We start from the raw sequence: 26,199 nt of genomic DNA, 5'->3' as shown, positions 1-26,199 counted from the left end.
AGACAAAAATGACATTGCCGTTTAAGCCACACGTCATTGCTTTAGCGTGCAGCCTGGGATTATTTGCGGCATCCGGGGCGTTATACGTAAAAAGCCGCCAGCCAGCCACCACCAGCGAGATCGTAGCAACGCCTGCTGCGGACCCTGCTCCCGCGGCGGCTGCAACAACCTTTACCCCTGCACAAATCGATCAATGGGTTGCGCCGATCGCACTCTATCCTGATGCTCTGCTGTCTCAGGTGTTGATGGCGTCTACCTACCCGGCAAGCGTGGTCCAGGCGGTTCAGTGGTCGAAAGATCACCCAACGTTACAGGGTGATGCCGCTATTCAGGCCGCTGCAAATCAGCCCTGGGATGCCAGCGTGAAATCGCTGGTTGCCTTTCCACAGCTGATGGCACTGATGGGACAGGATCCACAGTGGGTTGAGAATCTGGGCAATGCCTTTCTGGCACAGCCGCAGGACGTAATGGATTCAATACAAAAACTGCGCGCGCTGGCACAGCAAACGGGCACGCTGAAATCGACGCCGCAGCAGAAAGTCACCAGTGAGCCAACCGTTACCAGCGCAGCGAACACCAGCCCCGCCAAAAGCGGAACCACGATGGTAGTCCATTCTGCACCGTCGACAATAATCAAAATCGAACCTGCCGATCCGCAGGTGGTGTATGTTCCCACCTACAACCCGACCACGGTCTACGGCACCTGGCCGAATACCGCATATCCGCCCGTCTATCTGCCACCGCCTCCGGGACAGCAGTTTGCCGACAGCTTCGTCAAAGGCTTCGGCTACAGCCTGGGTGTGGCAACGACCTACGCCCTTTTCAGCAGTATCGACTGGGATCATGACGATCATCATCATCACGACGATGACCACCACCATCATGACGATCACGATTACCATAACGGCGGCTATATCCATAATGGCGATAACATCAATATTAACGTCAATAATTACAACCGGATCACGGGTGAGCATCTGACCGACAATACCCGCATCTGGCAGCATAACCCGGCTTACCGTAATGGCGTGCCTTATATAAATAATGCGCACCCGGTAAATGTCAGCGGTGGTTTAAGCGCAACGGCTGGCCCCGGTGGCCAGCGACAAGCGGCGCTTTCACAGTTACAAAATAAAACCGCTCAGCCTTCGGCTAAAATCAGCCGGGATGCGCAGCGTCAGGCTGCCTCAAAACAGCTTGAGCAAATTGCCCAACGCAATAACTACCGGGGGTATGACACCAGTAACGCCAGCCGCGATGCTGCCAGAACGCAGCTTCAGCAACACCTTGCCAGCGCGACACCAGAACAACGTCAACAGCTGCGGGAGAATGCCCGGCAGCGGCTAAATTCGTCAACGCAGGAACAGCGCCAGCAGGTGAAAGAAAGTCTCCAGCAGCGTCTGAACTCGGCGACGCCGGAACAGCGCCAGCAGGCGCGGGAAAACGTCCAGCAACGTCTGAACGCCGCCACGCCGGAGCAGCGCCAGCGGTTGCGGGACAACGTTCAGCAGCGCCGCGCCAACGCGCTGAGCGGTAACGATAGCCGTTCCCCTTCGTGGCAATCACAGCGACAGCGTGGCAGCGAAAGCCGCAGGCTGGAAAACCATTTCAGCAATGAGCAACGTTCAGCCATCCGGGAACGCGTCGCAGAACATCGTCGCCATTAAGAGGAGGAAATATGAAAAAAGTAACGCTACTCGGCGCGCTGATGCTGCTGATGCCCGTCCTGGCACAGGCGCAACAATCCTTCAGCACGCCTGAAAAGGCCGCCGACACGCTGGTGACAGCGATTTCCTCTCACGATCAGGTCGCACTCGAACAACTGTTGGGTGAAAACTGGCAGGGTTATTTCCCGCCGGAAGGCGTCGATCCACAGGCCGTTGCCCGCTTCTTGCGCGACTGGAAAGTGAATCACCACATTGAACAGCAGAATAATACCGCGCATATCAACGTCGGCGATGAAAACTGGCAACTGCCGATCCCGCTGCTTAAAACCGATGCTGGCTGGCATTTTGATATGGCGGCGGCGGCGGACGAAATTCTCACCCGCGCCATCGGGCGCAACGAACTGGGTGCGATTGAGACGATGCATGCCTGGGTGGATGCGGAACAGGACTATTTTCAGCAGAAGAAAATGTGGGCGCACAAGCTGATTAGCAGCGAAGGCCAGCAGGACGGTCTCTACTGGCCGGTTCAGCCCGGCGAGGCCCCCAGCCCGCTTGGCCCGGCCTTCAGCAATTCCCAGCCGGGCGAAGGCTACCATGGCTATCATTTTCGTATTCTGGCGGATGAAAGCGGCAGCGGCGTGGCGCTCATCGCCTGGCCCGTTACGTGGGGTCAGACCGGGGTGATGAGTTTTATGGTGGATATGCAGGACCGGGTTTATCAGGCGAACCTGGGGGAAGAGACCGAAAACAAAGCGCAAGCCATCACGCAGTTTACGCTGGATAACTCATGGCAGCAGGTGCAGCCGTGAGCTTGCCGGGCCTACAGGTAAGTCTGGCTTCACGCCGTATGCCTTGCCTGTGAAATGAATACCTGGGCGGCCTCTGTCTTCAGACCCGATCCCGGCAAAACGCCGTTCACGCGCATAAAAAAAGCGGCTGATTCAGCCGCTTTTTTCACATCCGAAGATTACTTCTTCTTCGCTTTCGGGTTCGGCAGGTCGGTGATGCTACCTTCGAACACTTCCGCCGCCAGGCCAACCGACTCGTGCAGGGTCGGGTGAGCATGGATGGTCAGCGCGATATCTTCCGCATCACAGCCCATTTCGATCGCCAGACCGATTTCACCCAGCAGCTCGCCGCCGTTGGTGCCGACAATCGCGCCACCGATCACACGGTGCGTTTCTTTGTCGAAAATAAGTTTGGTCATACCGTCAGCGCAGTCGGAAGCGATAGCACGGCCAGAAGCTGCCCACGGGAAGGTGGCGGTTTCGTAGCTGATGCCTTTCTCTTTCGCTTCTTTCTCGGTCAGGCCAACCCATGCCACTTCTGGTTCAGTGTAGGCGATGGACGGGATCACTTTCGGATCGAAGTAGTGTTTTTTACCGGCGATAACTTCAGCGGCAACGTGACCTTCGTGGACACCTTTGTGCGCCAGCATCGGCTGACCGACGATGTCGCCGATAGCAAAGATGTGCGGCACGTTGGTGCGCAGCTGTTTGTCAACGCGGATGAAACCACGGTCGTCCACTTCAACGCCTGCTTTGCCCGCGTCGAGGTTTTTGCCGTTCGGCACACGGCCGATCGCCACCAGCACCGCGTCGTAACGCTGCGGTTCAGCCGGGGCTTTTTTACCTTCCATGGAAACGTAAATACCGTCTTCTTTGGCTTCAACGGCAGTCACTTTGGTTTCCAGCATCAGGTTGAATTTCTTGCTGATACGTTTGGTAAAGACTTTAACGATGTCTTTATCCGCCGCCGGGATCACCTGGTCGAACATTTCAACCACGTCGATCTGAGAACCCAGTGCATCGTAAACGGTGCCCATTTCCAGACCGATGATACCGCCGCCCATCACCAGCAGACGTTCCGGGACAGATTTCAGCTCCAGCGCATCGGTGGAATCCCACACGCGCGGATCGTCATGCGGAATGAACGGCAGCTGAATCGGACGGGAACCTGCGGCGATGATCGCGTTGTCGAAGTTGATCACGGTTTTGCCGTTCTCGCCTTCCACTTCCAGTGTGTTCGCCCCGGTGAATTTACCCAGACCGTTAACCACTTTCACTTTACGACCTTTCGCCATGCCTGCCAGGCCGCCGGTCAGCTGAGTGATAACTTTTTCTTTCCAGGTACGGATCTTGTCGATATCAGTTTTCGGCTCGCCGAAGACGATGCCGTGTTCAGCCAGCGCTTTGGCTTCTTCGATCACTTTTGCAACGTGCAGCAGCGCTTTAGAAGGGATACAGCCAACGTTCAGACAAACACCGCCGAGGGTGTTGTAACGTTCAACAATTACGGTTTCCAGACCTAAATCAGCGCAACGGAAGGCAGCAGAGTAACCTGCGGGGCCTGCCCCAAGTACCACGACCTGAGTTTTGATTTCAGTACTCATCATGACCTCTTATTGATTTCCGGCGGTCCAGGATACGTGTCGCCCTTCATCCACCGGGACGTTCTATCCGCCCGTATTTTACAAAATTGTTAACAATTTTGAAACAACAAACGGTTCACGAAAACTCGCTTTCACCAGTAACCTCACAAACCTTATGAGATTACCAGAAAAAAGCCGGCCGTCAGGCCGGCTTTTCAATTACATCACCAGGCGGCGAATGTCGCTCAGCATGTTATTGATGATGGTGATAAAGCGCGCACCATCAGCTCCGTCAATGACGCGGTGGTCGAAGGAGAGAGAAATCGGCATCATCAGACGCGGCGTAAACTCTTTCCCGTTCCATACCGGCTCCATCGCAGACTTGGACACACCGAGGATAGCCACTTCCGGCGCGTTCACAATCGGTGCGAAGTGAGTGGTACCCAGACCGCCGATGCTGGAGATGGTGAAGCAACCGCCCTGCATTTCGCCAGCCGTCAGCTTGCCATCACGCGCTTTTTTGGAGATCACAGTCAGTTCGCGGGACAGCTCGGTAATGCTCTTCTTGTTCACGTCTTTAAAGACCGGAACCACCAGGCCATTTGGCGTATCAACTGCCACACCGATGTTGATGTATTTCTTCAGCGTCAGACGCTGTGCATCTTCGGACAGCGAGCTGTTGAAGCGTGGCATCTGCTCAAGCGCCGCAGCAACCGCTTTCATGATGAAGACCACTGGCGTGAATTTCACGTCCAGTTTACGCTTCTCGGCTTCGGCGTTCTGCTGTTTACGGAACGCTTCCAGATCGGTGATATCGGTTTTGTCGAAGTGCGTAACGTGCGGGATCATCACCCAGTTACGGCTCAGGTTAGCACCAGAGATTTTCTGGATGCGGCCCAGTTCCACTTCTTCAATTTCACCAAACTTGCTGAAGTCCACTTTCGGCCATGGCAGCATGCCAGGGATACCACCACCGGCTGCGGCAGCAGGTGCGGCTTCTGCGCGCTTGATAGCATCTTTCACGTAAGCCTGAACGTCTTCGCGCAGGATACGACCTTTACGGCCGGTACCTTTCACTTTCGCCAGGTTAACGCCGAACTCGCGCGCCAGACGGCGGATCAGCGGAGTTGCGTGGACGTAAGCGTCGTTTTCAGCGAACTCGGTTTTGCCTTCAGCTTTCTGAGCCGGAGCCGCTGCCGGTTTGTCCGCTTTCGCCGCCGGAGCCGGGGCTGCCGCTTCCTGCTTAGCCGCAGGGGCCGCAGGCGCTGCGCCTTCCACTTCGAAGACCATGATCAGCGAGCCGGTAGACACTTTGTCGCCGGTGTTGATTTTGATCTCTTTCACGGTACCCGCGAACGGTGCCGGAACTTCCATAGAGGCTTTGTCGCCCTCTACGGTGATCAGCGACTGTTCAGCCGTCACTTTATCGCCGACTTTCACCATCACTTCGGTGACTTCAACTTCATCGCCGCCGATATCCGGGACGTTGACGTCTTTCGCGCCCGCAGCGGCTGCCGGTGCAGAGGCCGCTTCTTCTTTCACCTGCGGTTTGGCTTCGCCTGCCGCAGGCGCTGCGCCTTCCACCTCGAAGACCATAATCAGCGAGCCGGTAGAGACTTTATCGCCGGTGTTGATTTTGATCTCTTTCACGGTGCCCGCGAACGGTGCCGGGACTTCCATAGAGGCTTTGTCGCCCTCTACGGTGATCAGCGACTGTTCTGCTTCGACTTTATCGCCAACTTTCACCATGATCTCAGTGACTTCAACTTCGTCGCCGCCGATATCCGGTACGTTGACTTCTTTAGCCGCCGCAGCCGCTGCCGGAGCGGCGGCTTTCGGTTCTTCTTTTTTCTCTTCTGCCTTAGCAGGCGCAGCGTCAGCTGCACCGTCGGCGGAATCGAAAATCATGATCAGTTTGCCAGTCTCGGTTTTGTCGCCGACAGAGACTTTGATCTCTTTCACGACGCCAGCCTGCGGAGACGGGACTTCCATAGAGGCTTTGTCGCCTTCTACGGTGATCAGCGACTGTTCAGCTTCAACTTTGTCGCCCACTTTGACCAGGATCTCGGTGATTTCAACTTCATCAGCCCCGATGTCCGGTACGTTGATTTCGATAGCCATTATTCTCTTACCTCTTACGCCAGACGCGGGTTAACTTTTTCTGCATCGATGTTGAATTTAGTGATGGCTTCCGCAACCACTTTCTTATCGATTTCGCCACGTTTAGCCAGTTCGCCCAGCGCTGCTACGACCACATAGGAAGCATCAACTTCGAAGTGATGACGCAGGTTTTCACGGCTGTCGGAGCGACCGAAGCCATCGGTACCCAGTACGCGGTAGTCATCAGCCGGTACATAAGTACGAACCTGCTCGGCGAACAGTTTCATATAGTCAGTGGAAGCCACTGCCGGTGCATCGTTCATCACCTGGGCGATGTACGGTACGCGCGGAGTTTCCAGCGGGTGCAGCATGTTCCAGCGCTCACAATCCTGGCCATCACGCGCCAGTTCAGTGAAGGACGTTACGCTGTAAACGTCAGAACCCACGCCGTAGTCTTTCGCCAGGATCTCAGCCGCTTCACGAACGTGACGCAGGATAGAACCGGAGCCTAAGAGCTGAACTTTACCTTTGCTACCTTCAATGGTTTCGAGTTTGTAGATACCTTTACGGATACCGTCCTCGGCGCCTTCCGGCATCGCCGGCATGTGGTAGTTTTCGTTCAGGGTGGTGATGTAGTAGTAAATATTTTCCTGCGCTTCACCGTACATACGCACCAGGCCATCATGCATGATGACAGCGACTTCGTAGGCATACGCCGGGTCGTAAGAGATGCAGTTCGGGATAGTCAGCGACTGAATGTGGCTGTGACCATCTTCGTGCTGCAGACCTTCACCGTTCAGGGTAGTACGACCGGAGGTTCCGCCGACCAGGAAGCCGCGAGCCTGCTGATCGCCTGCCTGCCAGCACAGATCGCCGATACGCTGGAAACCGAACATTGAGTAGTAGATGTAGAACGGGATCATCGGCAGATTGTTGGTGCTGTAAGAGGTCGCCGCAGCCAGCCAGGATGCGCCTGCGCCCAGCTCGTTGATACCTTCCTGCAGGATCTGACCTTTCTCGTCTTCTTTGTAATACGCCACCTGCTCACGGTCCTGCGGGGTGTACTGCTGGCCGTTCGGGCTGTAGATACCAATCTGACGGAACAGACCTTCCATACCGAAAGTACGCGCTTCATCGGCGATGATCGGCACCAGACGGTCTTTGATGGATTTGTTCTTCAGCATCACGTTCAGGGCACGAACAAACGCGATGGTGGTGGAGATTTCTTTGTTCTGCTCTTCCAGCAGCGGTTTGAAGTCCGCCAGCTCAGGCAGTTCCAGCTTCTCGGTAAACTTCGGCTGACGCGTCGGCAGATAGCCGTTCAGCTTCTCACGCTGGGCGTGCAGGTAAGTGTGCTCTTCAGAACCTTCGGGGAAGGTGATGTAGGACAGTTTTTCAACCTGCTCATCGGTCACCGGCACATTGAAACGATCGCGGACGTAGCGAACGCCGTCCATGTTCATTTTCTTCACCTGGTGAGCGATGTTTTTACCTTCGGCAGAGTCGCCCATGCCGTAACCTTTGATGGTATGGGCCAGGATGACAGTCGCTTTGCCTTTGGTTTCCTGCGCTTTTTTCAGTGCAGCGTAGACTTTCTTCGGATCGTGACCACCGCGGTTCAGGCCCCAGATCTGCTCATCAGTCCAGTCTGCGACCAGCGCAGCGGTTTCCGGGTATTTACCGAAGAAGTGTTCACGGACGTAAGCGCCGTCTTTGGATTTGAAGGTCTGATAGTCGCCGTCAACGGTCTCTTCCATCAACTGCATCAGTTTACCGCTGGTGTCGTTACGCAGCAGTTCATCCCAACGACCGCCCCACATCACTTTGATTACGTTCCAGCCAGCACCTGCGAAGATGCCTTCCAGTTCGTTGATGATCTTGCCGTTACCGGTGACCGGGCCGTCAAGACGTTGCAGGTTACAGTTGATAATGAAGCACAGGTTGTCCAGCTTCTCACGGGTGGCGATGGTGATCGCGCCTTTAGATTCTGGCTCGTCCATTTCGCCGTCGCCGAGGAACGCGTAAACGGTTTGCTCAGACGTGTCTTTCAGACCACGGTGTTCCAGATATTTCAGGAATTTAGCCTGATAGATCGCCCCAATCGGACCCAGACCCATGGATACGGTCGGGAACTGCCAGAATTCCGGCATCAGTTTCGGGTGCGGATAAGAAGACAGACCTTTGCCGTGAACTTCCTGACGGAAGTTGTTCATCTGCTCTTCAGTCAGACGACCTTCCAGGAACGCACGTGCGTAAACGCCCGGAGAGATGTGGCCCTGGAAGTACACCAGGTCGCCGCCATCTTTTTCGCTGCGTGCGCGGAAGAAGTGGTTAAAGCACACTTCGTAAATAGTCGCAGAAGACTGGAAGGACGCCATGTGGCCACCCAGCTCCAGATCTTTTTTGGACGCTCGCAGAACGGTCATGATGGCGTTCCAGCGGATAGCAGAACGGATGCGGCGTTCCAGATCCAGATTGCCCGGGTATTCCGGTTCGTCTTCAACGGCAATAGTGTTTACATAGTTGCTGGCCCCTGTACCTGCCGCCACTTTCACGCCGCCTTTGCGAGCTTCAGAAAGCAGCTGATCAATCAGATACTGAGCGCGCTCAACACCTTCTTCACGGATGACCGATTCGATCGCCTGTTGCCAGTCGCGAGTTTCGATCGGATCCACGTCATTTTGGAGACGTTCTGACATGGGGGTATTCCTTATCTATCTAATACGTTGATTTATCTGGAACCTGTCCCATTGCGTTTTCGCCGGAAAGCGCAATAAGACAGGTTCTGCGTTTAGTTGCCGCGCTCTAAGTTATGGCGCTGTTGGTACAACATCTTCTGGTACACGTTCTGCCAGAAAAATCACTAATTCTTACGCTGCTCAAGACGGCGCATAGACCGTTCACGACGGCTCTGTTCACGACTGCGGTCGAGCAGGATTTCTTCGATAAAGGCCAGATGGCGATGCGATGCTTCGCGTGCGCGTTCCGGCTCGCTGGCCATGATGGCTTCAAAAACCGTGGTGCGATGGTTGCTGACCAGCGGGAGCATTTCCCGGCGCGCGTAAAGCAATTCAAAGTTTTGCCGCACGTTTTGCGCCAGCATCGGCTCCATGCAGCGTAGCAGATGAAGCAGAACCACGTTGTGTGCCGCCTCAGTGACGGCGATTTGATACTGGACGACAGCGTCGGATTCGGCGTCAAGATCCCCCGATTGCTGTGCCCGTTCGATGGCCTGATGCAACTCGCTCATTCGCGCGCGATCTTCATCATTGCTGCGCAGCGCCGCGTAATAAGCGGCAATGCCTTCCAGCGCGTGACGGGTTTCCAGCAGGTCGAACTGGGATTCAGGATGGTCGGACAGTAGTTCTACCAGCGGATCGCTGAAACTCTGCCACAGGCGGCTCTGCACAAAGGTTCCACCGCCCTGACGACGCAGTAGCAGGCCCTTTCCTTCGAGACGTTGAATCGCCTCACGCAGGGAGGGACGGGAAACGTCGAACTGTTTTGCCAGTTCGCGTTCTGGCGGAAGTTTTTCACCGGGGCGAAGCGTCCCCTCAAGGATGAGAAACTCCAGCTGCTGCTCTATCACGTCGGATAGCTTAGGTTGGCGGATTTTGCTGTAGGCCATAGTTCCCTGTCTTACGCCTTTTGCCCGAAGTCAATTGGTCTTACCAATTTCATATTCTTGACGCTAAAGTAACAAAGTATTCACCTTATGTCTATACAGGTTTTGACTCACATCATGAAACACGCCACATTTTAACAACCTTACAGAAATAACGTTTCAGAAATGTAACTTTGCACAAATGTTGTGTTTACTCAGGAAGAGGTAGATTTAACTTTGGTGAAACCTTAATTATGGAGATCTGAACCGATTCAACAGGAGCTTATGCGCATATTTATTCAAATAAGTGAATGGCTGTGAATAAAGCGAGTAAGTGGTGAAAAAATGAGGGGTTTACAAATGGTTTCTTTTTACCCAACTGCTCTGTGTCCCTTCATAAAGCAGGTGCATTCCGGGTCGCATACCATTATTGTGTGGCTGTTAAAAGGATTCTGAGAATAATTCAGATACCGCTGCTGTAAATAAAATAATACAAGAACTGGAATTCCAGACATACAAACGCACAACAGCGTCAACCACATTATAAACACTCACGAGGTTTCAAGATGGAAGGTCAACAGCATGGCGACCAGCTGAAGCGCGGACTAAAAAACCGCCATATTCAGCTCATTGCGTTAGGAGGGGCCATCGGTACGGGGCTGTTCCTGGGCAGCGCATCCGTTATCCAGTCCGCCGGCCCCGGTATTATTCTGGGCTACGCCGTCGCCGGTCTTATTGCCTTTCTGATCATGCGTCAGTTGGGTGAAATGGTCGTTGAAGAGCCGGTCGCCGGTTCGTTCAGCCACTTTGCCTATAAGTACTGGGGCGGCTTTGCTGGCTTTGCTTCCGGCTGGAACTACTGGGTTCTTTACGTGCTGGTGGCGATGGCGGAACTGACGGCGGTCGGAAAATACATTCAGTTCTGGTGGCCGGAAATCCCGACGTGGGCCTCGGCGGCGGTGTTCTTCGTTGTCATCAACGCGGTTAACCTGACCAACGTGAAAGTGTTTGGCGAAATGGAGTTCTGGTTTGCCATTATTAAAGTCATCGCGGTAGTCGCGATGATCCTGTTCGGCGGCTGGCTGCTGTTCAGTGGCAACGGTGGTCCGCAGGCGACCGTTCGTAACCTGTGGGAGCAAGGCGGGTTCCTGCCGCACGGGATTAACGGGCTGGTGATGATGATGGCGATTATCATGTTCTCCTTCGGTGGGCTGGAACTGGTCGGCATCACCGCGGCGGAAGCGGATAACCCGGAGCAGAGCATTCCGAAAGCCACCAATCAGGTGATCTACCGTATTCTGATTTTCTACGTAGGCTCGCTGGCCGTGCTGCTTTCCCTGCTGCCGTGGACGCGCGTCACCGCAGATACCAGCCCGTTCGTGCTGATTTTTCATGAACTGGGCGATACCTTCGTGGCAAACGCGCTGAACGTGGTTGTCCTGACGGCGGCGCTGTCGGTGTATAACAGCTGCGTATATTGCAACAGCCGCATGCTGTTTGGCCTCGCTCAGCAGGGCAACGCGCCCAAAATGCTGATGCGCGTGGATAAGCGCGGCGTGCCGGTAAACACCATTCTGGTCTCGGCGCTGGTGACCGCGCTGTGCGTATTGATTAACTATCTGGCACCGGAATCGGCCTTTGGTCTACTGATGGCGCTGGTGGTCTCGGCACTGGTGATTAACTGGGCGATGATCAGTCTGGCGCACATTAAGTTCCGTCGTGCTAAACATCAGCAGGGCATTACCCCACGCTTCCCGGCGCTGTTCTATCCGGTAGGTAACTGGATTTGCCTGCTTTTTATGGCCGCAGTGCTGGTAATTATGCTGATGACCGACGGGATGGCGATTTCGGTCTATCTGATCCCGGTATGGCTGATAGTGCTCGGTATTGGCTATATGTTTAAACAGAAAAGCGCCAGAACCGTTAAAGTACATTAATCTCTTCCCCTCACCCTGCCGGGTGAGGGGTGTTATCTTCCTCACACTTTCTTCTCAACAGCGATTTTGTCCATATCAGCGCCTCTATCCTGCAACGCATTTATTCGATAGCCAGCAAATAATTCTCTTCATCTAACAAGGGAGAGATCTGGCAATGAACACGAGTAAACTGTCAGTAAAAGAGAAAATTGGCTACGGAATGGGTGACGCCGGATGTAACATCATCTTCGGTGCCATCATGTTGTTTGTTAATTACTTTTATACGGATATCTTCGGTCTTGCGCCAGCGCTGGTCGGCGTATTACTGCTCTCCATCCGGGTAATCGACGCGGTTACCGATCCGATTATGGGCGCACTGGCCGACCGGACGCGCAGTAAATATGGGCGTTTCCGGCCCTGGCTACTGTGGGTGGCCTTTCCCTACGCGCTGTTCAGCGTATTAATGTTTACCACCCCTGAGTGGAGCTATAGCAGCAAGGTTATCTATGCTTTTGTGACCTACTTCCTGCTGTCGATTACCTACACCGCCATCAATATCCCCTACTGCTCACTGGGCAGCGTGATCACCAACGACCCGAAAGAGCGTGTTGCCTGTCAGTCTTATCGCTTCGTGATGGTCGGCATTGCCACGCTGCTGCTGTCGCTGACCTTGCTACCGATGGCCGACTGGTTCGGCGGCGCGAATAAAGCGAAAGGCTACCAGATGGCGATGACCGTACTCGCGTTTATCGGTATGTGCATGTTTCTGTTCTGCTTTGCTACCGTTCGCGAGCGCGTGCGTCCGGCAGTACCTACCAATGACGAGCTGAAAAAAGATCTGAAAGACGTGTGGAAGAACGATCAGTGGGTGCGCATTTTACTGCTGACGCTGTGCAACGTCTGCCCCGGCTTCATCCGTATGGCCGCCACCATGTACTACGTCACCTGGGTGATGGGCCAGAGCACGCATTTTGCTACTCTGTTCATCAGCCTCGGCGTGGTCGGGATGATGATCGGCAGTATGCTGGCGAAAGTGCTCACCGACCGCTGGTGCAAGCTGAAAGTCTTCTTCTGGACCAACATCGCACTGGCTATCTTCTCCTGCGCTTTTTACTTCTTTGATCCGCACGCTACGGTCACCATCGTTGTTCTCTATTTCCTGCTCAATATTTTGCACCAGATCCCTTCCCCGCTGCACTGGTCGCTGATGGCGGACGTGGACGACTACGGCGAGTGGAAAACCGGCAAGCGTATTACCGGTATTAGTTTCTCCGGCAACCTGTTTTTCCTGAAGCTGGGCCTGGCGATTGCCGGAGCGATGGTTGGGTTTCTGCTCTCCTGGTACGGTTATGATGCGGGCGCGAAGGCGCAAAGCGCAACGGCGATTAACGGCATTGTCCTGCTATTTACGGTTATTCCCGGTATCGGCTATTTGATTACTGCAGTCGTCGTCCGGTTGCTGAAAGTGAACCGTGAATTTATGCAGCAGATCCAGACGGATCTGGAAAAACGCCGCGTTAACTATCGCGAACTGCACGAGTACCAGGAATTGCCAACGACCGAAAAAACAAGGAATGCCTGATGGAAAACTGGCCGAATCCCTTTATTGAACAGCGTGCCGATCCGTTTATTCTGCATCATGACGGTAGCTATTATTTTATCGCCTCCGTGCCGGAATACGATCGGCTGGAGATCCGCCGCGCCAGCAGCATCGATGGGCTGCGCTGCGCCGAGCCTGTGGTCGTCTGGCGCAAACCTGCCACCGGACCGATGTGCGAACTTATCTGGGCACCGGAACTGCATAACATCAACGGCATGTGGGTGATCTATTTCGCGGCTGCCCACACTCAGGCGCTGGATTCACTCGGGATGTTCCAGCACCGGATGTACGCGCTGACCTGCGAGGATAGTGACCCGCTCAGCGGCAAATGGATTGAGCGCGGTCAGATCAAAACGCCGTTTGACACTTTCTGCCTGGACGCCACCACCTTTCACCATCAGGGCAAACAGTGGTATCTGTGGGCGCAAAAAGCGCCGGATATTGCCGGAAACTCTAACCTCTATCTAGCAGAACTGGAAAATCCCTGGACGATTAAAGGCGAGCCGGTGATGCTCAGTAAGCCGGAATATGAGTGGGAATGCCGGGGCTTTCTGGTCAACGAAGGGCCAGCGGTGCTGGTGCACGGCGATAAGCTCTTTGTCAGCTATTCCGCCAGCGCCACGGATGAGAACTACTGCATGGGGCTGCTGTGGATTGACCTGAACGCCGATATGACCAGGCCGGAGAACTGGCATAAATCCCCGCAGCCGGTATTCAGAACCAGCTATGAAAATCGCCAGTACGGGCCGGGGCACAACAGTTTTACCCGTACGCCGGAGGGCGATGACGTGCTGGTTTATCATGCGCGTAATTACACGGAGATTGAGGGCGATCCGCTGTACGATCCCAATCGCCATACCCGCCTGAAGCCGATCCGCTGGCAGCAAAACGGGATGCCGGACTTCGGCATCCCGCCTGCGGATACGGAGTAAGCGGTTACGGCACGCGGCTCAGATTAGCGTGCCGTAAATCGTCAGTAACGCCACAATGACGACCAGCACGAACGAGGTCTTCTTCGCCATTGAAACCGCCGCTTTCGGTGTCTCAACCCGATCAATATGCGGTTCGCGGGCCAGCGAGAACTGCGCCAGCCGCGTCAGCACCTGATACTGCGCAGTGTGACGATCGCCCAGCGAGGCAAACCACGCGGGCAGCGCTTTTTCTCCGTGTCCGATCAGCGCGTAAATCACGCCGACCAGCCGCACCGGGACCCAGTCCAGAACATGCAGAATAAAATCGATTCCCGAATGCAGGCGATGATGCGGCGTCTGATAGCGCGCCAGCCACGACTGCCAGGCGCGCAGAAACGCGTAGCCCACCAGCGTCACCGGCCCCCACACGCCGCCGACGATAAACCAGAACAGCGGGGCCAGATAGTAGCGAAAGTTGATCCATAGCAGCGCGTTTTGCAGCTCGCGCAGATACTCACGTTCGTCGCAGCCGGGCGGCACGCCGTGGATCAGCGTTAGCTCGCTGGCCATGGCGTCACGTGCGTGGCTGTCATTGCGGGCCGCGGCTTTCAGATAGGCATGATAGTGCAGGCGCGCTTTGCCTGCGCCAATACACAGAAGCCCGAGCAGGATCCATGCCACCATTAGCGGCACGTTAAAAAACAGGCCGTACAGCGCGCGCAGCAGCAGAAACGTCACCAGCATGATGGCGATAGTCATCAGCAGGGTTCGCGCCATGGAAAAACGGTGGACGCGTCGGAACAGCACTTCCAGCCGGTGATCGAGCTGCCAGTGTTCTCCCAGCTTAAACAAGCGCTCGGCAATCAGCACCAGCAAAATGGTAAAAAGCGTCATGGCATCTCCTTTTCTGACGAGGCAGTGACCAGGGTCCGAAATTTTGCCCAGTCAAATGCGGAGCCGGGATCGGTTTTACGTCCGGGGGCAATATCGCAGTGTCCGGTCATATTGTTGGCGATTGCCGGGTAAAGCTTAATCAACGTGCGGGTAATAGCGGCCAGCTGTTGATATTGTACATCGGTATACGGCTGCGTGTCCGTCCCCTCCAGTTCAATACCAATGGAAAAGTCATTACACTTCTCGCGCCCTTGATAGCAGGAAACACCCGCGTGCCAGGCCCGTTTATTGAAAGGAACATACTGCACGATTTCACCGTCGCGGCGAATCAGACAATGGGCAGAAACGCGCAGATGAACAATTTCAGCAAAAAAGGGATGCGCGTGCGGGTCGAGGATGCCGGTAAATAACGCGTCAATCCACGGGCCGCCGAATTCGCCAGGAGGAAGGCTGATATTGTGCACCACCAATAAAGAAGGAGACTCGTCATCCGGGCGGCAATCGAAATGCGGGGATGGAACCCGTCGCGCCTCTGCCAGCCAGCCCTCGTGTAAATACATACAGAATCTCCTTATTAGTGGTGCGAATATGCGCTTCAGAGTAGCATGTTTCAACCTCAAGCCTGGTTACCAATTTGGAGTTTTATCATGCCCGCACGCCGTTATAACCCTGACCATCGACGTGACGCTCTTCTGCAACGTATTGCCCTGGATATCCCTGCCGCGGTCGCGCAGGCGCTGCGTGAAGATTTAGGTGGCGAGGTCGATGCGAATAACGATATTACCGCGCAGTTATTGCCGGAAGAGAGCCGCGCTCATGCGGTGGTGATTACCCGCGAACACGGCGTATTTTGTGGCAAACGCTGGGTTGAAGAGGTATTTATTCAGCTTGCAGGTGATGACGTTCAGGTGAACTGGCATGTTGAAGATGGCGATAGCGTCGTCCCTAATCAGCCGTTATTTGAACTGGATGGCCCATCACGCGTGCTGTTAACCGGTGAGCGGACGGCGCTGAATTTTGTGCAAACGCTGTCCGGCGTGGCCAGTGAAGTCCGCCGCTATGTCGATCTGTTGGCGGGAACCAAAACTCAGTTGCTCGACACGCGCAAAACCCTGCCCGGCCTGCGTACCGCACTGAAATACGCGGTATTGTGCGGCGGCGGTGCCAACCATCGTCTCGGCCTCTCGGATGCTTTTCTGATCAAAGAAAACCATATTATCGCCTCCGGTTCAGTACGTCAGGCGGTGGAAAAAGCGTTCTGGCTGCACCCGGATGTCCCGGTTGAAGTCGAGGTTGAAAATCTTGATGAGCTGGACGACGCGCTGAAGGCTGGCGCTGACATCATTATGCTGGATAACTTTACCACCGACCTGATGCGTGAAGCGGTGAAACGGACGCGTGGGCAGGCGCAGCTTGAGGTTTCCGGCAACGTCACGCATGAAACGCTGCGTGAATTCGCCGAAACCGGCGTGGATTTCATTTCCGTTGGCGCGCTGACCAAGCACATTCGTGCGCTGGATTTGTCGATGCGTTTCCGCTGATGTTTCCTCATTTTGAATAGCGGTTGAGAGTGATGTCAAATAGCCCGTAGTCATCGGGGCGACCGCCGGGTTGGGCCTCCCTCCGGGAACCCAATCCCGGCGTTTCCCCTGTTAACCTTTGATGTTAACCATCGTTTTTCGTATCGCCTCGCAAACCGATGTAACGCCCATGCAACGCGGTCAAAAAGTCGGGAAGCCATCTTCACGATTGGACTTTTACCGCTCGTCGCTTCGTCTTTCCCCTGCCAGAGTGCTCGCATTTACTAAGGAGCACACGATGAACAGACAGCAAGGATTTACGCTTATTGAACTGATGGTGGTGATTGGCATCATCGCCATCCTCAGCGCTATCGGCATTCCAGCCTATCAAAACTACCTGCGCAAGGCCGCGCTAACCGACATGCTACAAACCTTCATACCCTACCGCACCGCAATTGAGCTTTGTGCGCTGGATCATGGCGGGTTAACCGACTGTGATGGTGGTAAAAATGGCATTCCCTCACCGACCACGACCCGTTACGTTTCAGAGATGAGCGTGGCGCAGGGCGTCGTCACGCTCACCGGGCAGGAGAGTCTCAACGGTCTTAACGTGGTGATGACGCCCGGCTGGGACAATGCCAGTGGCATAACGGGCTGGCAACGGGTGTGCAATATTCAGCAGGACAGCGCGCTCCAGCAAGCCTGCGAAGACGTTTTCCGCTTCGATATACAGTAAGGAGACAAAAAGATGAAACGGGAACAGCTCATCGCGTTATGTAAACGTTATGGCGCAGTGTTATTGGATAGCGACGACGACACGCTCAACATTGCTGTTGTCGGCGATCCCGGTAGTCAGCTACTGGAATCCTTGCGCTTTGCCACGCAAAAGCGGATCGATATTGAATGCTGGTCACAGGAAAAGATGGATCAGCACCTGCACCTGTCCACACAAAGCCACCTGCCTGCCGTAAGTGAAGGAAGCGGCACGGCCGTGGAGTTACTTAATCAGGCGCTGGAGCAGGCGCTTTTGCAGCGGGCTTCGGATATCCACTTTGAACCCCTGGCCGATCGGATGCGCATCCGCTTGCGGGTGGACGGCGTGCTGCATCAACTGACGACTATCCCACCCGCGCTTGTCGCCAGCGTCATCGCACGGTTAAAAGTGCTGGGCCATCTCGATATTGCCGAGCGCCGCGTGCCGCAGGACGGGCAGTTTACGGTTGAACTGACGGGAAAATCGGTTTCTTTTCGTATTGCCACTCTTCCGGGGAAATATGCTGAAAAAGTGGTGCTTCGCCTGCTTCATCAGGTGGAGCAGGCGCTGGATATCCGGCAACTGGGCATGACGGCCCTTCAGGAGAAAGCGTTCAGCGACGCGCTGAAAATGCCGCAGGGTCTGCTGCTGGTCACTGGCCCCACCGGTAGCGGTAAAACCGTCACGCTTTATAGCGCGCTTCAATCGCTCAATACGCCTGAAGTGAATATTTGTAGCGTCGAAGATCCGGTAGAGATCCCGCTTGAGGGCATCAACCAGACACCGATCAATCCGCGGGCCGGGCTGACGTTTCAAAAGGTCCTCCGCGCCCTTCTGCGTCAGGATCCGGACATCATTATGGTGGGAGAGATCCGCGATGGCGACACCGCGGAAATTGCGATTAAAGCCGCGCAAACCGGGCATCTTGTGCTTTCAACATTACATACCAACTCCACTACCGAGGCACTGGTCCGTTTGCAGCAAATGGGCGTCGCACGCTGGATGCTCTCTTCCTCACTGTTATTAGTGGTGGCTCAGCGACTGGTACGCAAACTGTGTCCGCACTGCCGCACGCAAATTGGCGAGCATACCGCCGTGCCCTCCTCTCTCTGGCGGCGTCCCCTGCCCCACTGGCGGGCAACTGGCTGCGACCGTTGCTATCACGGATTTTATGGCCGAATAGCCTTGTTTGAAGTGTTGCCTGTTGAGGGCAAGCTGCGTCAGGCGATCGCCAGCGAACACAGTGCGATAGACATTCAATCTCAGGCGCATCGCGACGGAATGACCACGCTATTCGAAAATGGCTGTCTGGCGGTAGAACAGGGTCTGACAACGGTGGAAGAGCTACTGCGCGTACTGGGAACACCGCATGAAGATTAAACAACTCTGGCAGTGGCGTGGGCTGACCCCGGCGGGCGAGATGCAGGAGGGCATCATATGGGATGCCAACCGTATGGCGGCGCTCATAGCGCTTCAGCAGCAGCATATCACGCCGATAGTGCTGAAACGCTGCGCGGTACGCCCCTCTCTCTGGCGTAGGGAGCATAGTTGCCGTGTTATTCGACAACTGGCGACGCTGCTTCATGCCGGGCTTACCCTGCCAGAGGGATTAATGCTACTGGCGCAACAGCAACCGGGTAAACAATGGCAGGCACTGCTTCAGCACGTCGGTCAGGAGCTGGAAAAAGGTATCGCGTTTTCCCTCGCCCTCAAACAGTGGCCGCAGGCTTTTCCTCCGCTATGGCTGGCGATGATCCGCACCGGTGAGCTGACCGGCAAACTTGAGCAGTGTTGCTTCCATCTGGCGGAACAGCAGGAAGCTCAGCAGCGTCTGGCGGCAAAGGTCCGAAAGGCGCTACGTTACCCTATTATCATTCTGACGCTCGCGCTGGCGGTAGTGATGGCGATGGTATGCTGGGTATTACCGGAATTTGCGGCAATCTATCAGACGTTTAATACACCGCTGCCGGCGTTGACGCGCGGCGTGATGGCGTTTGCACACGTTATTCAGCAATGGGGAATGGTGCTTTTTGCCGCCCCGGTACTGGCGATCGGGATCCTGAACAGGCTACGGCATCATACGGGCTGGCTGATATTCAGGCAGAAATGGCTGCTGGCATGTCCAATCGCCGGTGGCCTTATCCGCGGACAAAAGCTTAGCCATATCTTCAGCGTGCTGGCGCTGACTCAAAGCGCCGGGATCGCTTTTTTGCAAGGTTTGCACAGCGCCAGCGAGACGCTGGACTGTCCTTACTGGCAGCGCATCCTGCGTCAGGTACATCAGGATATCACTCAGGGTTCGCCTGTCTGGCAGGCCATGGAAAGGAGCGGCGAGTTTAGCCCGCTATGCCTCCAGTTGATCAGAACTGGCGAAGCCTCGGGTGCGCTGGATACGATGTTGGAAGATCTCGCACGTCATCACAGCGAGAAAACACAAACGGTGGCGGATAATCTGGCGTCGTTGCTGGAGCCAGTACTCCTGATTGTCACCGGAGTGATTATCGGAACGCTGGTGGTGGCGATGTATCTGCCCATTTTTCATCTGGGAGATGCCATGAGCGGGATGGGGTAATTGCGCTGGCTTACGCCAGCGCCAAAGTATTACAGGCTGTTGAAAACGCGGTTTTCCTGTTCCTGCACGCGAATAAAGGTCGTGCGCTTGGTTAGCTCCTTCAGACGGGAAGCCCCAACGTAGGTACAGGCTGAACGCAGACCGCCAAGGATATCGCGCGCGGTATTTTCTACCGGGCCACGCAGAGGCAGCTTCACGGTTTTCCCTTCTGCCGCACGATAACCGGCAACGCCGCCGACGTGAAGGTTCATCGCGGACTCGGAACTCATGCCGTAGAACAGCATAAATTTTTCACCGTCCTCTTCGACCACGGTGCCGCCGCTCTCTTCGTGTCCGGCCAGCATCCCGCCCAGCATGACAAAATCAGCACCGCCGCCGAAAGCTTTGGCCACGTCGCCCGGCATCGTGCAACCGCCGTCGCTGACGATCTGCCCGCCGAGACCGTGGGCCGCGTCCGCGCATTCGATCACCGCGGAAAGCTGCGGATAGCCGACGCCCGTTTTCACACGAGTCGTGCAAACGGAACCGGGGCCGATACCAACTTTAACGATGTCCGCGCCGGAGAGGATCAGTTCTTCGCACATTTCACCGGTCACCACGTTGCCCGCGCAGATAGTTTTGTTCGGCCAGGCTTCACGCGCTTTGGTTACGAACTGCACAAAATGCTCGGAATAACCATTCGCCACATCAATACAAATAAAGCTCAGCGCGGGGTGCAGGTTAAGAATTTGGATGGTTTTTTCAAAGTCTGCGTCAGAGGTTCCTGTGGAGACCATAACGTGTTTCAGCACATCTTCAGACACGCTCTGAACAAACCCTTTCCAGTCTTCCGGGGTATAATGCTTATGTACCGCCGTCAGAATACCAAATGAGGACAGCGCTTTTGCCATACCAAAGGTGCCCACGGTATCCATATTCGCCGCGATAATCGGCACGCCTGACCATGTCAGACCGGAGTGTTTAAAAGTGATTTCGCGCTCCAGCTCGACGTCGGAACGGCTTTTAAGGGTGGAGCGTTTTGGGCGGATAAGAACGTCTTTAAAACCTAACTTCAGATCTTCTTCGATACGCATGTAGGGTTCCTGGGGTTAAGGGCAATAGAAAAAGCGCAACTCCAGTGACGCTATCATACGCACTAATAGTGTTACCGCAAGACTGCGATTTTCTCTTTTTTTACGCTACAATCCTATAAATTTACCTGGTGAACGGCGGGAATATAATTATCATCTCTCGCTATAAATTCTCCTTTTTTAACCTTCTGATTTTGAATATCAAATTATTCCGGGACTGGCTTTTATGAGGTATACGGTAGCGTTAACTGGCGGTATTGGCAGCGGTAAAAGTACGGTTGCGGACGCCTTCGCCCTGCTGGGTGTTAACGTAATTGATGCCGATGTCATTGCCCGTCAGGTCGTGGAGCCTGGCACTCAGGCGCTCAATACCATTACTGAACGTTTCGGTCCGTCGATTCTTAAGGCTGACGGAGGGCTTAATCGCCGTCTTCTGCGCGAGCGTATTTTTGCCCATCCCGGCGATAAATCGTGGCTCAACGCGCTACTGCATCCATTGATCCAGCAGGAAACTCAGCGGCAATTTCGCCAGGCCACCTCCCCCTGGGTGCTGTGGGTGGTGCCGCTGCTGGTAGAAAACCGGCTTTATGAGAAAGCCGATCGCGTTCTCGTGGTAGATGTTTCTCGAGATACCCAGCTGCAAAGAACGATGCAGCGTGACGGCGTGACGCGTGAACATGCCGAACAAATTCTCTCTGCTCAGGCAACGCGCGAACAGCGTCTGGCCGTGGCGGATGACGTCATTGATAACAACGGCGCGCCTGATGCGATAGCATCGGACGTTGCCCGCCTGCACGCGCAGTATCTGAAATTCGCGGCGCAGGCTGTTTCACAGGAAAAATCGTAATGCATCATACGCACATTCTTTTTGAACACCCGCTAAACGAAAAAATGCGCACCTGGCTGCGCATTGAATTTTTAATTGAGCAGATGTCCGCCGCGCTGCCGGTCACCGACCATGCGGGTGCGTTGCATTTTTTTCGTAACGTCGGAGATTTACTGGACGTACTCGAACGCGGTGAAGTCCGTACAGAACTGTTGAAAGAGCTGGAGCGTCAGCAGAAAAAATTACAGGCATGGGCCGACGTGCCCGGCGTAGATGTAAATCGTATTGACGCGTTACGTCAGCAACTGAAGGCGTGTGGCAGCACGCTGATGTCCGCGCCACGAATGGGTCAGCTATTACGCGAAGATCGCCTGATTGGGCTGGTACGCCAGCGTCTGAGTATCCCCGGCGGCTGTTGCAGTTTCGATTTGCCCACGCTGCATATCTGGCTTCACCTGCCGCAAGAACAGCGCGATGCACAGACTGAACAATGGCTTTTCAGCCTGCAACCGCTTCAGCAGGCGCTGACGTTAATTATGGATCTGATCCGCAATTCAGCGCCGTTCCGCAAGCAAACCAGCCTGCATGGTTTTTATCAGGATAACGGTGAGGATGCCGATCTGCTGCGCCTGCAATTGCCGCTGGACGGGCAGCTTTATCCGCAAATCTCCGGGCATAAAAGCCGCTTTGCGATCCGTTTTTTGCCACTGGATAGCGAAAATGGTCAGATCCCTGACCGTTTCGATTTCGAGCTGGCTTGCTGTTAAGGAGGATTTATGTCTGAAGCCACCGTGGTTAATTGCCCCACCTGCGGCAAAGCGGTTATCTGGGGTCAGGAAAGCCCGTTTCGTCCTTTTTGCAGCAAACGCTGCCAGTTGATCGACCTTGGCGAGTGGGCTGCCGAGGAGAAGCGTATTCCCAGCGCGGGCGATCTGTCTGATAGCGATGACTGGAGCGAAGAAAAGCAGTAAATACAATCCTGCCGGGTGGCGGCTACGCCTTACCCGGCCTGTGGTCTGGCGCTGTTTGTAGGCCCGCGTAAGCGAAGCGCCACCGGGCAAAGGTGGCACGGTGTCTGCGCCTGGATGGCCGCGTTGCCGGGTGGCGGCTGCGCCTTACCCGGCCTACGGTCTGGTGCTGTTTGTAGGCCCGTGTAAGCGAAGCGCCACCGGGCATTATTCGACACCCGGCGTCCTAATCTTAAACGGCGTTCACAAGCTTCGCGATAATCGGTGCATTCGCCGGCGGGAAATCGTCCGCCTTTAACTCGCTTACCGCAATCCAGCGGCCCGGCTGCCCCTCTTTGCCCCACGGCTCCCCTTCCCAGCGTTCTACCAGCCAGAACCAGAGCGTGATATGCCGGTCAGGAAACGCATATTCCAGCTTATCAAATAACGTAGCGCTATGCGGCGTGATCCCTACCTCTTCCTGCAACTCCCGGATCAGCGCCTGTTCCGGCGTTTCGTCGGCCTCAATTTTTCCACCGGGAAATTCCAGCTTGTTGGCCATATGCGCATCAGCCGCACGCTGGGTGATGAAAATCTCATGCTGTGAATTACGAATAATCCCTACGGCAATTTGCAGTTTTTTCATATTGTTACTTCCATAAAAAAGGCGCAGTCGCCTGCGCCTTTCGTGGTTAGCCCGGCCCTTAACTCAGACGGCCATGACACTGTTTGTATTTTTTACCGGAACCGCACGGGCACGGATCGTTACGGCCAACTTTGCGTTCGCCGGTCTGTTCCGCAATCGCTTCAGCCGCTGCGGTGTGATCGTCCTGATGGCTGAGCTGCTGCATCTGCGCCAGACGTTCGGCTTCTTCGCGGCGCTGCTGTTCCATCTCTTCCACTTCTTCCGGCTCGCGCACCTGTACTTTGCTCAGGGTGCTGATCACTTCATATTTCAGTGATTCCAGCATCGCGGCAAACATAGAGAATGACTCACGCTTGTACTCCTGCTTCGGATCTTTCTGCGCATAGCCACGCAGATGGATACCCTGACGCAGATAGTCCATTGCCGCCAGATGCTCTTTCCACAGCGAATCGAGAGTTTGCAGCATGACGCCTTTTTCGAAATGACGCATCATTTCGGCACCCACAACGTCCTCTTTACGCTGATAAACCTCAATCGCGCTGGCAAGGATACGCTCACGCAGCGTCTCTTCATGCAGTTCCGGCTCTTTATCCAGCCATTCAGTAATAGGCAGGTCGAGATCGAAATCGTTCTTCAGACGTTCTTGCAGACCAGGGATATCCCACATCTCTTCCAGTGACTGTGGTGGAATATGGTTATCAATGGTCGCTTTGAATACGTCTTCACGGATGCTGGCAATAGTTTCGCTTACGTCCGACACGTCCAGCAGCTCGTTACGCTGGGTGTAGATGGCACGACGCTGATCGTTGGCCACATCATCATATTCGAGCAGTTGCTTACGAATATCAAAGTTACGGCTTTCCACCTTACGCTGAGCGTTAGCAATCGCCTTGGTCACCCACGGGTGCTCAATGGCTTCGCCCGGTTTCATCCCCAGTTTACGCATCATCCCCGCCACGCGATCGGAAGCGAAAATACGCATCAGCGCATCTTCCATCGACAGGTAGAAACGGGAAGAACCCGCATCACCCTGACGACCGGAACGGCCGCGCAGCTGGTTATCGATACGACGCGATTCATGGCGTTCAGTACCGATAATATGCAGGCCACCGGAGGCCAGTACCGCATCGTGACGCGTCTGCCAGTCGGCTTTGATTTGGGCAATCTGCTCCTGGGTCGGCTCTTCCAGTGCCGCAACTTCCGCCTGCCAGCTCCCCCCGAGCACGATATCCGTACCACGACCAGCCATGTTGGTAGCAATGGTCACGGCCGCCGGATAACCCGCCTGGGCGACGATATCTGCTTCGCTGGCGTGGAATTTAGCGTTCAGAACGTTATGTTTGATACCAGCTTTCACCAGTTCATTCGACACCACTTCGGATTTCTCAATCGAAATAGTACCCACCAGTACCGGCTGACCATTTGCCGTGCGTTCTTTAATGTCTTCAATGATCGCCTGGATTTTTTCCGCTTCGGTCATATACACCAGATCCGCCATATCCTTACGGATCATTGGACGGTTAGTGGGGACGACCACGGTATCCAGTTTATAGATAGAGCTAAATTCGAAGGCTTCAGTATCCGCCGTACCGGTCATACCGGCCAGTTTTTCATACAAACGGAAGTAGTTCTGGAAGGTGATGGACGCCAGCGTCTGGTTTTCATTCTGAATTTCCACGCCTTCTTTGGCTTCAACGGCCTGATGCAGGCCATCTGACCAGCGGCGACCCTGCATGGTACGACCGGTGTGCTCGTCGACGATGATGACTTCGCCATCTTTAACGATATAGTCAACGTCGCGGGTAAACAGGGCGTGAGCGCGCAGTGCGGCGGTCACATGGTGCATCATCATGATGTTGCCCGGCGAGTATAGTGATTCGCCTTCTGCCATGATGCCTTCTTTCACCAGCAGCTCTTCGATCAGCACCAGGCCGCGTTCGGTTAAGTTAACCTGACGCGCTTTTTCATCCACGGAGAAGTGCCCTTCACCCTGGAAGGTGTCGGAATCTTCTTTTTCCTGACGGATCAGATGCGGGATGATTTTATTCATCTGCTTGTACATTTCTGAACTGTCTTCCGCCGGACCGGAGATAATCAGCGGTGTACGCGCTTCATCGATCAGGATGGAGTCCACCTCATCCACCAGCGCGTAGTGCAGTTTACGCTGGACGCGCTCTTCCGGACTAAACGCCATGTTGTCGCGCAGATAGTCAAACCCGTATTCGTTGTTGGTCCCGTAGGTGATATCGGCTGCGTAAGCTTCACGCTTTGCCGGTGCAGGCAGGCCTGACATGTTGATACCAACGGTCATGCCGAGGAATTCAAACAGCGGGCGGTTATTTTCGGCGTCACGCTGTGCCAGATAGTCGTTGACGGTAACCACGTGAACGCCTTTGCCCGACAGAGCATTAAGATACGCGGGCAGCGTAGCGGTCAGGGTTTTACCTTCACCAGTACGCATTTCCGCGATGCAACGCTCGTTCAGCACCATACCACCGAGCAACTGGACGTCGAAGTGACGCATACCAAAAACGCGTTTACTCGCTTCGCGCACCACGGCAAAGGCTTCCGGGATAAGGCTTTCAACGGTGTCACCTTTCGCCAGACGCGCGCGGAACTCTGCGGTTTTGGCTTTCAGCTCTTCATCAGAGAGCTTTTCCATTGCCGGTTCCATGCTGTTGATCAGGTTTACCGCTTTGCGCATACGGCGCAGGGTACGATCGTTACGACTACCGAAAACTTTAGTTAATAATTTGATTAGCATAATAAAATCTCAAACGCCCCGCTGTGCGGAGTCAAAA

Annotated in this window: 21 protein-coding genes; 12 read left to right on the top strand and 9 right to left on the bottom strand. The window is 54.8% G+C overall.

Annotated features, from left to right (window positions below; all coding sequences use genetic code 11):
• The first annotated feature begins 8 nt into the window (after nucleotides 1–8).
• Together ACMGGS_RS11140 and ACMGGS_RS11135 are read left to right on the top strand one after the other, a co-directional pair.
• The gene (locus ACMGGS_RS11140) at nucleotides 9–1,667 is read left to right on the top strand and encodes a DUF3300 domain-containing protein (protein ID WP_414166102.1); all 1,659 of its coding nucleotides are present in this window, start codon (nucleotides 9–11) and stop codon (nucleotides 1,665–1,667) included.
• Between the two features lie 11 nt (nucleotides 1,668–1,678).
• Complete coding sequence (locus ACMGGS_RS11135) at nucleotides 1,679–2,476, top strand: DUF2950 family protein (protein ID WP_414166101.1); 798 nt, start codon at nucleotides 1,679–1,681, stop codon at nucleotides 2,474–2,476.
• Nucleotides 2,477–2,634: 158 nt separating this feature from the next.
• Here the strand turns inward: ACMGGS_RS11135 and lpdA are convergent, their stop codons facing one another.
• From lpdA to pdhR, 4 genes are all read right to left on the bottom strand, one after another.
• Entirely contained in the window at nucleotides 2,635–4,059 is a 1,425-nt protein-coding gene (gene lpdA, locus ACMGGS_RS11130; RefSeq protein ID WP_176918029.1) for a dihydrolipoyl dehydrogenase, read from the bottom strand.
• Nucleotides 4,060–4,257: 198 nt separating this feature from the next.
• On the bottom strand, nucleotides 4,258–6,159 hold the full coding sequence (gene aceF, locus ACMGGS_RS11125; protein ID WP_414166100.1) for a pyruvate dehydrogenase complex dihydrolipoyllysine-residue acetyltransferase: 1,902 nt from the start codon (nucleotides 6,157–6,159) through the stop codon (nucleotides 4,258–4,260).
• A gap of 14 nt (nucleotides 6,160–6,173) precedes the next feature.
• Nucleotides 6,174–8,837, bottom strand: a complete 2,664-nt coding sequence (gene aceE, locus ACMGGS_RS11120) for a pyruvate dehydrogenase (acetyl-transferring), homodimeric type (RefSeq protein WP_414166099.1) — start codon at nucleotides 8,835–8,837, stop codon at nucleotides 6,174–6,176.
• Nucleotides 8,838–9,001: 164 nt separating this feature from the next.
• Nucleotides 9,002–9,766, bottom strand: coding sequence for a pyruvate dehydrogenase complex transcriptional repressor PdhR (gene pdhR, locus ACMGGS_RS11115; protein WP_414166098.1), 765 nt, complete (start codon nucleotides 9,764–9,766; stop codon nucleotides 9,002–9,004).
• 542 nt (nucleotides 9,767–10,308) lie between these two features.
• Between pdhR and aroP the strand changes: the two genes are divergently transcribed.
• The 3 genes from aroP to ACMGGS_RS11100 all read left to right on the top strand — a co-directional run bounded on the left by aroP (nucleotide 10,309) and on the right by ACMGGS_RS11100 (nucleotide 14,190).
• Nucleotides 10,309–11,679 carry an aromatic amino acid transporter AroP gene (gene aroP / locus ACMGGS_RS11110; RefSeq protein ID WP_414166097.1) on the top strand — a complete coding sequence of 457 codons (1,371 nt, stop codon included), beginning with the start codon at nucleotides 10,309–10,311 and terminating at the stop codon, nucleotides 11,677–11,679.
• A gap of 154 nt (nucleotides 11,680–11,833) precedes the next feature.
• Nucleotides 11,834–13,240, top strand: a complete 1,407-nt coding sequence (locus ACMGGS_RS11105; protein ID WP_414166096.1) for a glycoside-pentoside-hexuronide (GPH):cation symporter — start codon at nucleotides 11,834–11,836, stop codon at nucleotides 13,238–13,240.
• Nucleotides 13,240–14,190 carry a family 43 glycosylhydrolase gene (locus tag ACMGGS_RS11100; protein ID WP_414166095.1) on the top strand — a complete coding sequence of 317 codons (951 nt, stop codon included), beginning with the start codon at nucleotides 13,240–13,242 and terminating at the stop codon, nucleotides 14,188–14,190. Before ACMGGS_RS11105 ends, ACMGGS_RS11100 begins: the two co-directional genes overlap by 1 nt.
• 18 nt (nucleotides 14,191–14,208) lie before the next feature.
• On the opposite strand, the gene ampE is transcribed toward ACMGGS_RS11100, so the two are convergent.
• Together ampE and ampD are read right to left on the bottom strand one after the other, a co-directional pair.
• Entirely contained in the window at nucleotides 14,209–15,063 is an 855-nt protein-coding gene (gene ampE / locus ACMGGS_RS11095) for a beta-lactamase regulator AmpE (protein WP_414166094.1), read from the bottom strand.
• The gene (gene ampD / locus ACMGGS_RS11090) at nucleotides 15,060–15,623 is read right to left on the bottom strand and encodes a 1,6-anhydro-N-acetylmuramyl-L-alanine amidase AmpD (protein WP_414166093.1); all 564 of its coding nucleotides are present in this window, start codon (nucleotides 15,621–15,623) and stop codon (nucleotides 15,060–15,062) included. Before ampD ends, ampE begins: the two co-directional genes overlap by 4 nt.
• Nucleotides 15,624–15,710: 87 nt before the next feature.
• On the opposite strand from ampD, the gene nadC reads away from it, so the two are divergent.
• The 4 genes from nadC to hofC all read left to right on the top strand — a co-directional run bounded on the left by nadC (nucleotide 15,711) and on the right by hofC (nucleotide 19,909).
• Entirely contained in the window at nucleotides 15,711–16,604 is an 894-nt protein-coding gene (gene nadC / locus ACMGGS_RS11085) for a carboxylating nicotinate-nucleotide diphosphorylase (protein ID WP_414166092.1), read from the top strand.
• A gap of 277 nt (nucleotides 16,605–16,881) precedes the next feature.
• The gene (gene ppdD / locus ACMGGS_RS11080; protein WP_414166091.1) at nucleotides 16,882–17,319 is read left to right on the top strand and encodes a prepilin peptidase-dependent pilin; all 438 of its coding nucleotides are present in this window, start codon (nucleotides 16,882–16,884) and stop codon (nucleotides 17,317–17,319) included.
• A gap of 12 nt (nucleotides 17,320–17,331) precedes the next feature.
• On the top strand, nucleotides 17,332–18,717 hold the full coding sequence (gspE, locus tag ACMGGS_RS11075; RefSeq protein ID WP_414166090.1) for a type II secretion system protein GspE: 1,386 nt from the start codon (nucleotides 17,332–17,334) through the stop codon (nucleotides 18,715–18,717).
• Entirely contained in the window at nucleotides 18,707–19,909 is a 1,203-nt protein-coding gene (hofC, locus tag ACMGGS_RS11070) for a protein transport protein HofC (RefSeq protein ID WP_414166089.1), read from the top strand. The genes gspE and hofC overlap by 11 nt, the downstream gene beginning before the upstream one ends.
• Before the next feature lie 29 nt (nucleotides 19,910–19,938).
• Here hofC and ACMGGS_RS11065 read toward each other — a convergent pair whose 3' ends face one another.
• A complete protein-coding gene (locus ACMGGS_RS11065) occupies nucleotides 19,939–20,982 on the bottom strand; it encodes a GMP reductase (RefSeq protein WP_414166088.1) in 1,044 nt (347 codons plus the stop codon).
• A gap of 223 nt (nucleotides 20,983–21,205) precedes the next feature.
• Here ACMGGS_RS11065 and coaE point away from each other — a divergent pair, with 223 nt between their 5' ends.
• Genes coaE through yacG form a run of 3 tightly spaced genes read left to right on the top strand, consistent with a single transcriptional unit; the run spans nucleotide 21,206 to nucleotide 22,776 of the window.
• A complete protein-coding gene (gene coaE, locus ACMGGS_RS11060) occupies nucleotides 21,206–21,826 on the top strand; it encodes a dephospho-CoA kinase (protein ID WP_414166087.1) in 621 nt (206 codons plus the stop codon).
• Complete coding sequence (gene zapD / locus ACMGGS_RS11055; protein WP_414166086.1) at nucleotides 21,826–22,572, top strand: cell division protein ZapD; 747 nt, start codon at nucleotides 21,826–21,828, stop codon at nucleotides 22,570–22,572. The genes coaE and zapD overlap by 1 nt, the downstream gene beginning before the upstream one ends.
• Nucleotides 22,573–22,581: 9 nt before the next feature.
• Complete coding sequence (yacG, locus tag ACMGGS_RS11050) at nucleotides 22,582–22,776, top strand: DNA gyrase inhibitor YacG (RefSeq protein ID WP_176917982.1); 195 nt, start codon at nucleotides 22,582–22,584, stop codon at nucleotides 22,774–22,776.
• A 229-nt stretch (nucleotides 22,777–23,005) separates the two neighbouring features.
• On the opposite strand, the gene mutT is transcribed toward yacG, so the two are convergent.
• Nucleotides 23,006–23,398 carry an 8-oxo-dGTP diphosphatase MutT gene (gene mutT / locus ACMGGS_RS11045; protein WP_414166085.1) on the bottom strand — a complete coding sequence of 131 codons (393 nt, stop codon included), beginning with the start codon at nucleotides 23,396–23,398 and terminating at the stop codon, nucleotides 23,006–23,008.
• A 58-nt stretch (nucleotides 23,399–23,456) separates the two neighbouring features.
• Nucleotides 23,457–26,162, bottom strand: a complete 2,706-nt coding sequence (gene secA / locus ACMGGS_RS11040; RefSeq protein WP_414166084.1) for a preprotein translocase subunit SecA — start codon at nucleotides 26,160–26,162, stop codon at nucleotides 23,457–23,459.
• Between the last annotated feature and the right edge of the window lie 37 nt (nucleotides 26,163–26,199).

The sequence above is a fragment of the Superficieibacter sp. BNK-5 genome (assembly GCF_047456055.1).
Lineage (GTDB): Bacteria > Pseudomonadota > Gammaproteobacteria > Enterobacterales > Enterobacteriaceae > Superficieibacter.
The sequence above is the reverse complement of the archived record's forward strand: the minus strand, read 5'-3'. Positions and strand labels throughout refer to the sequence as shown.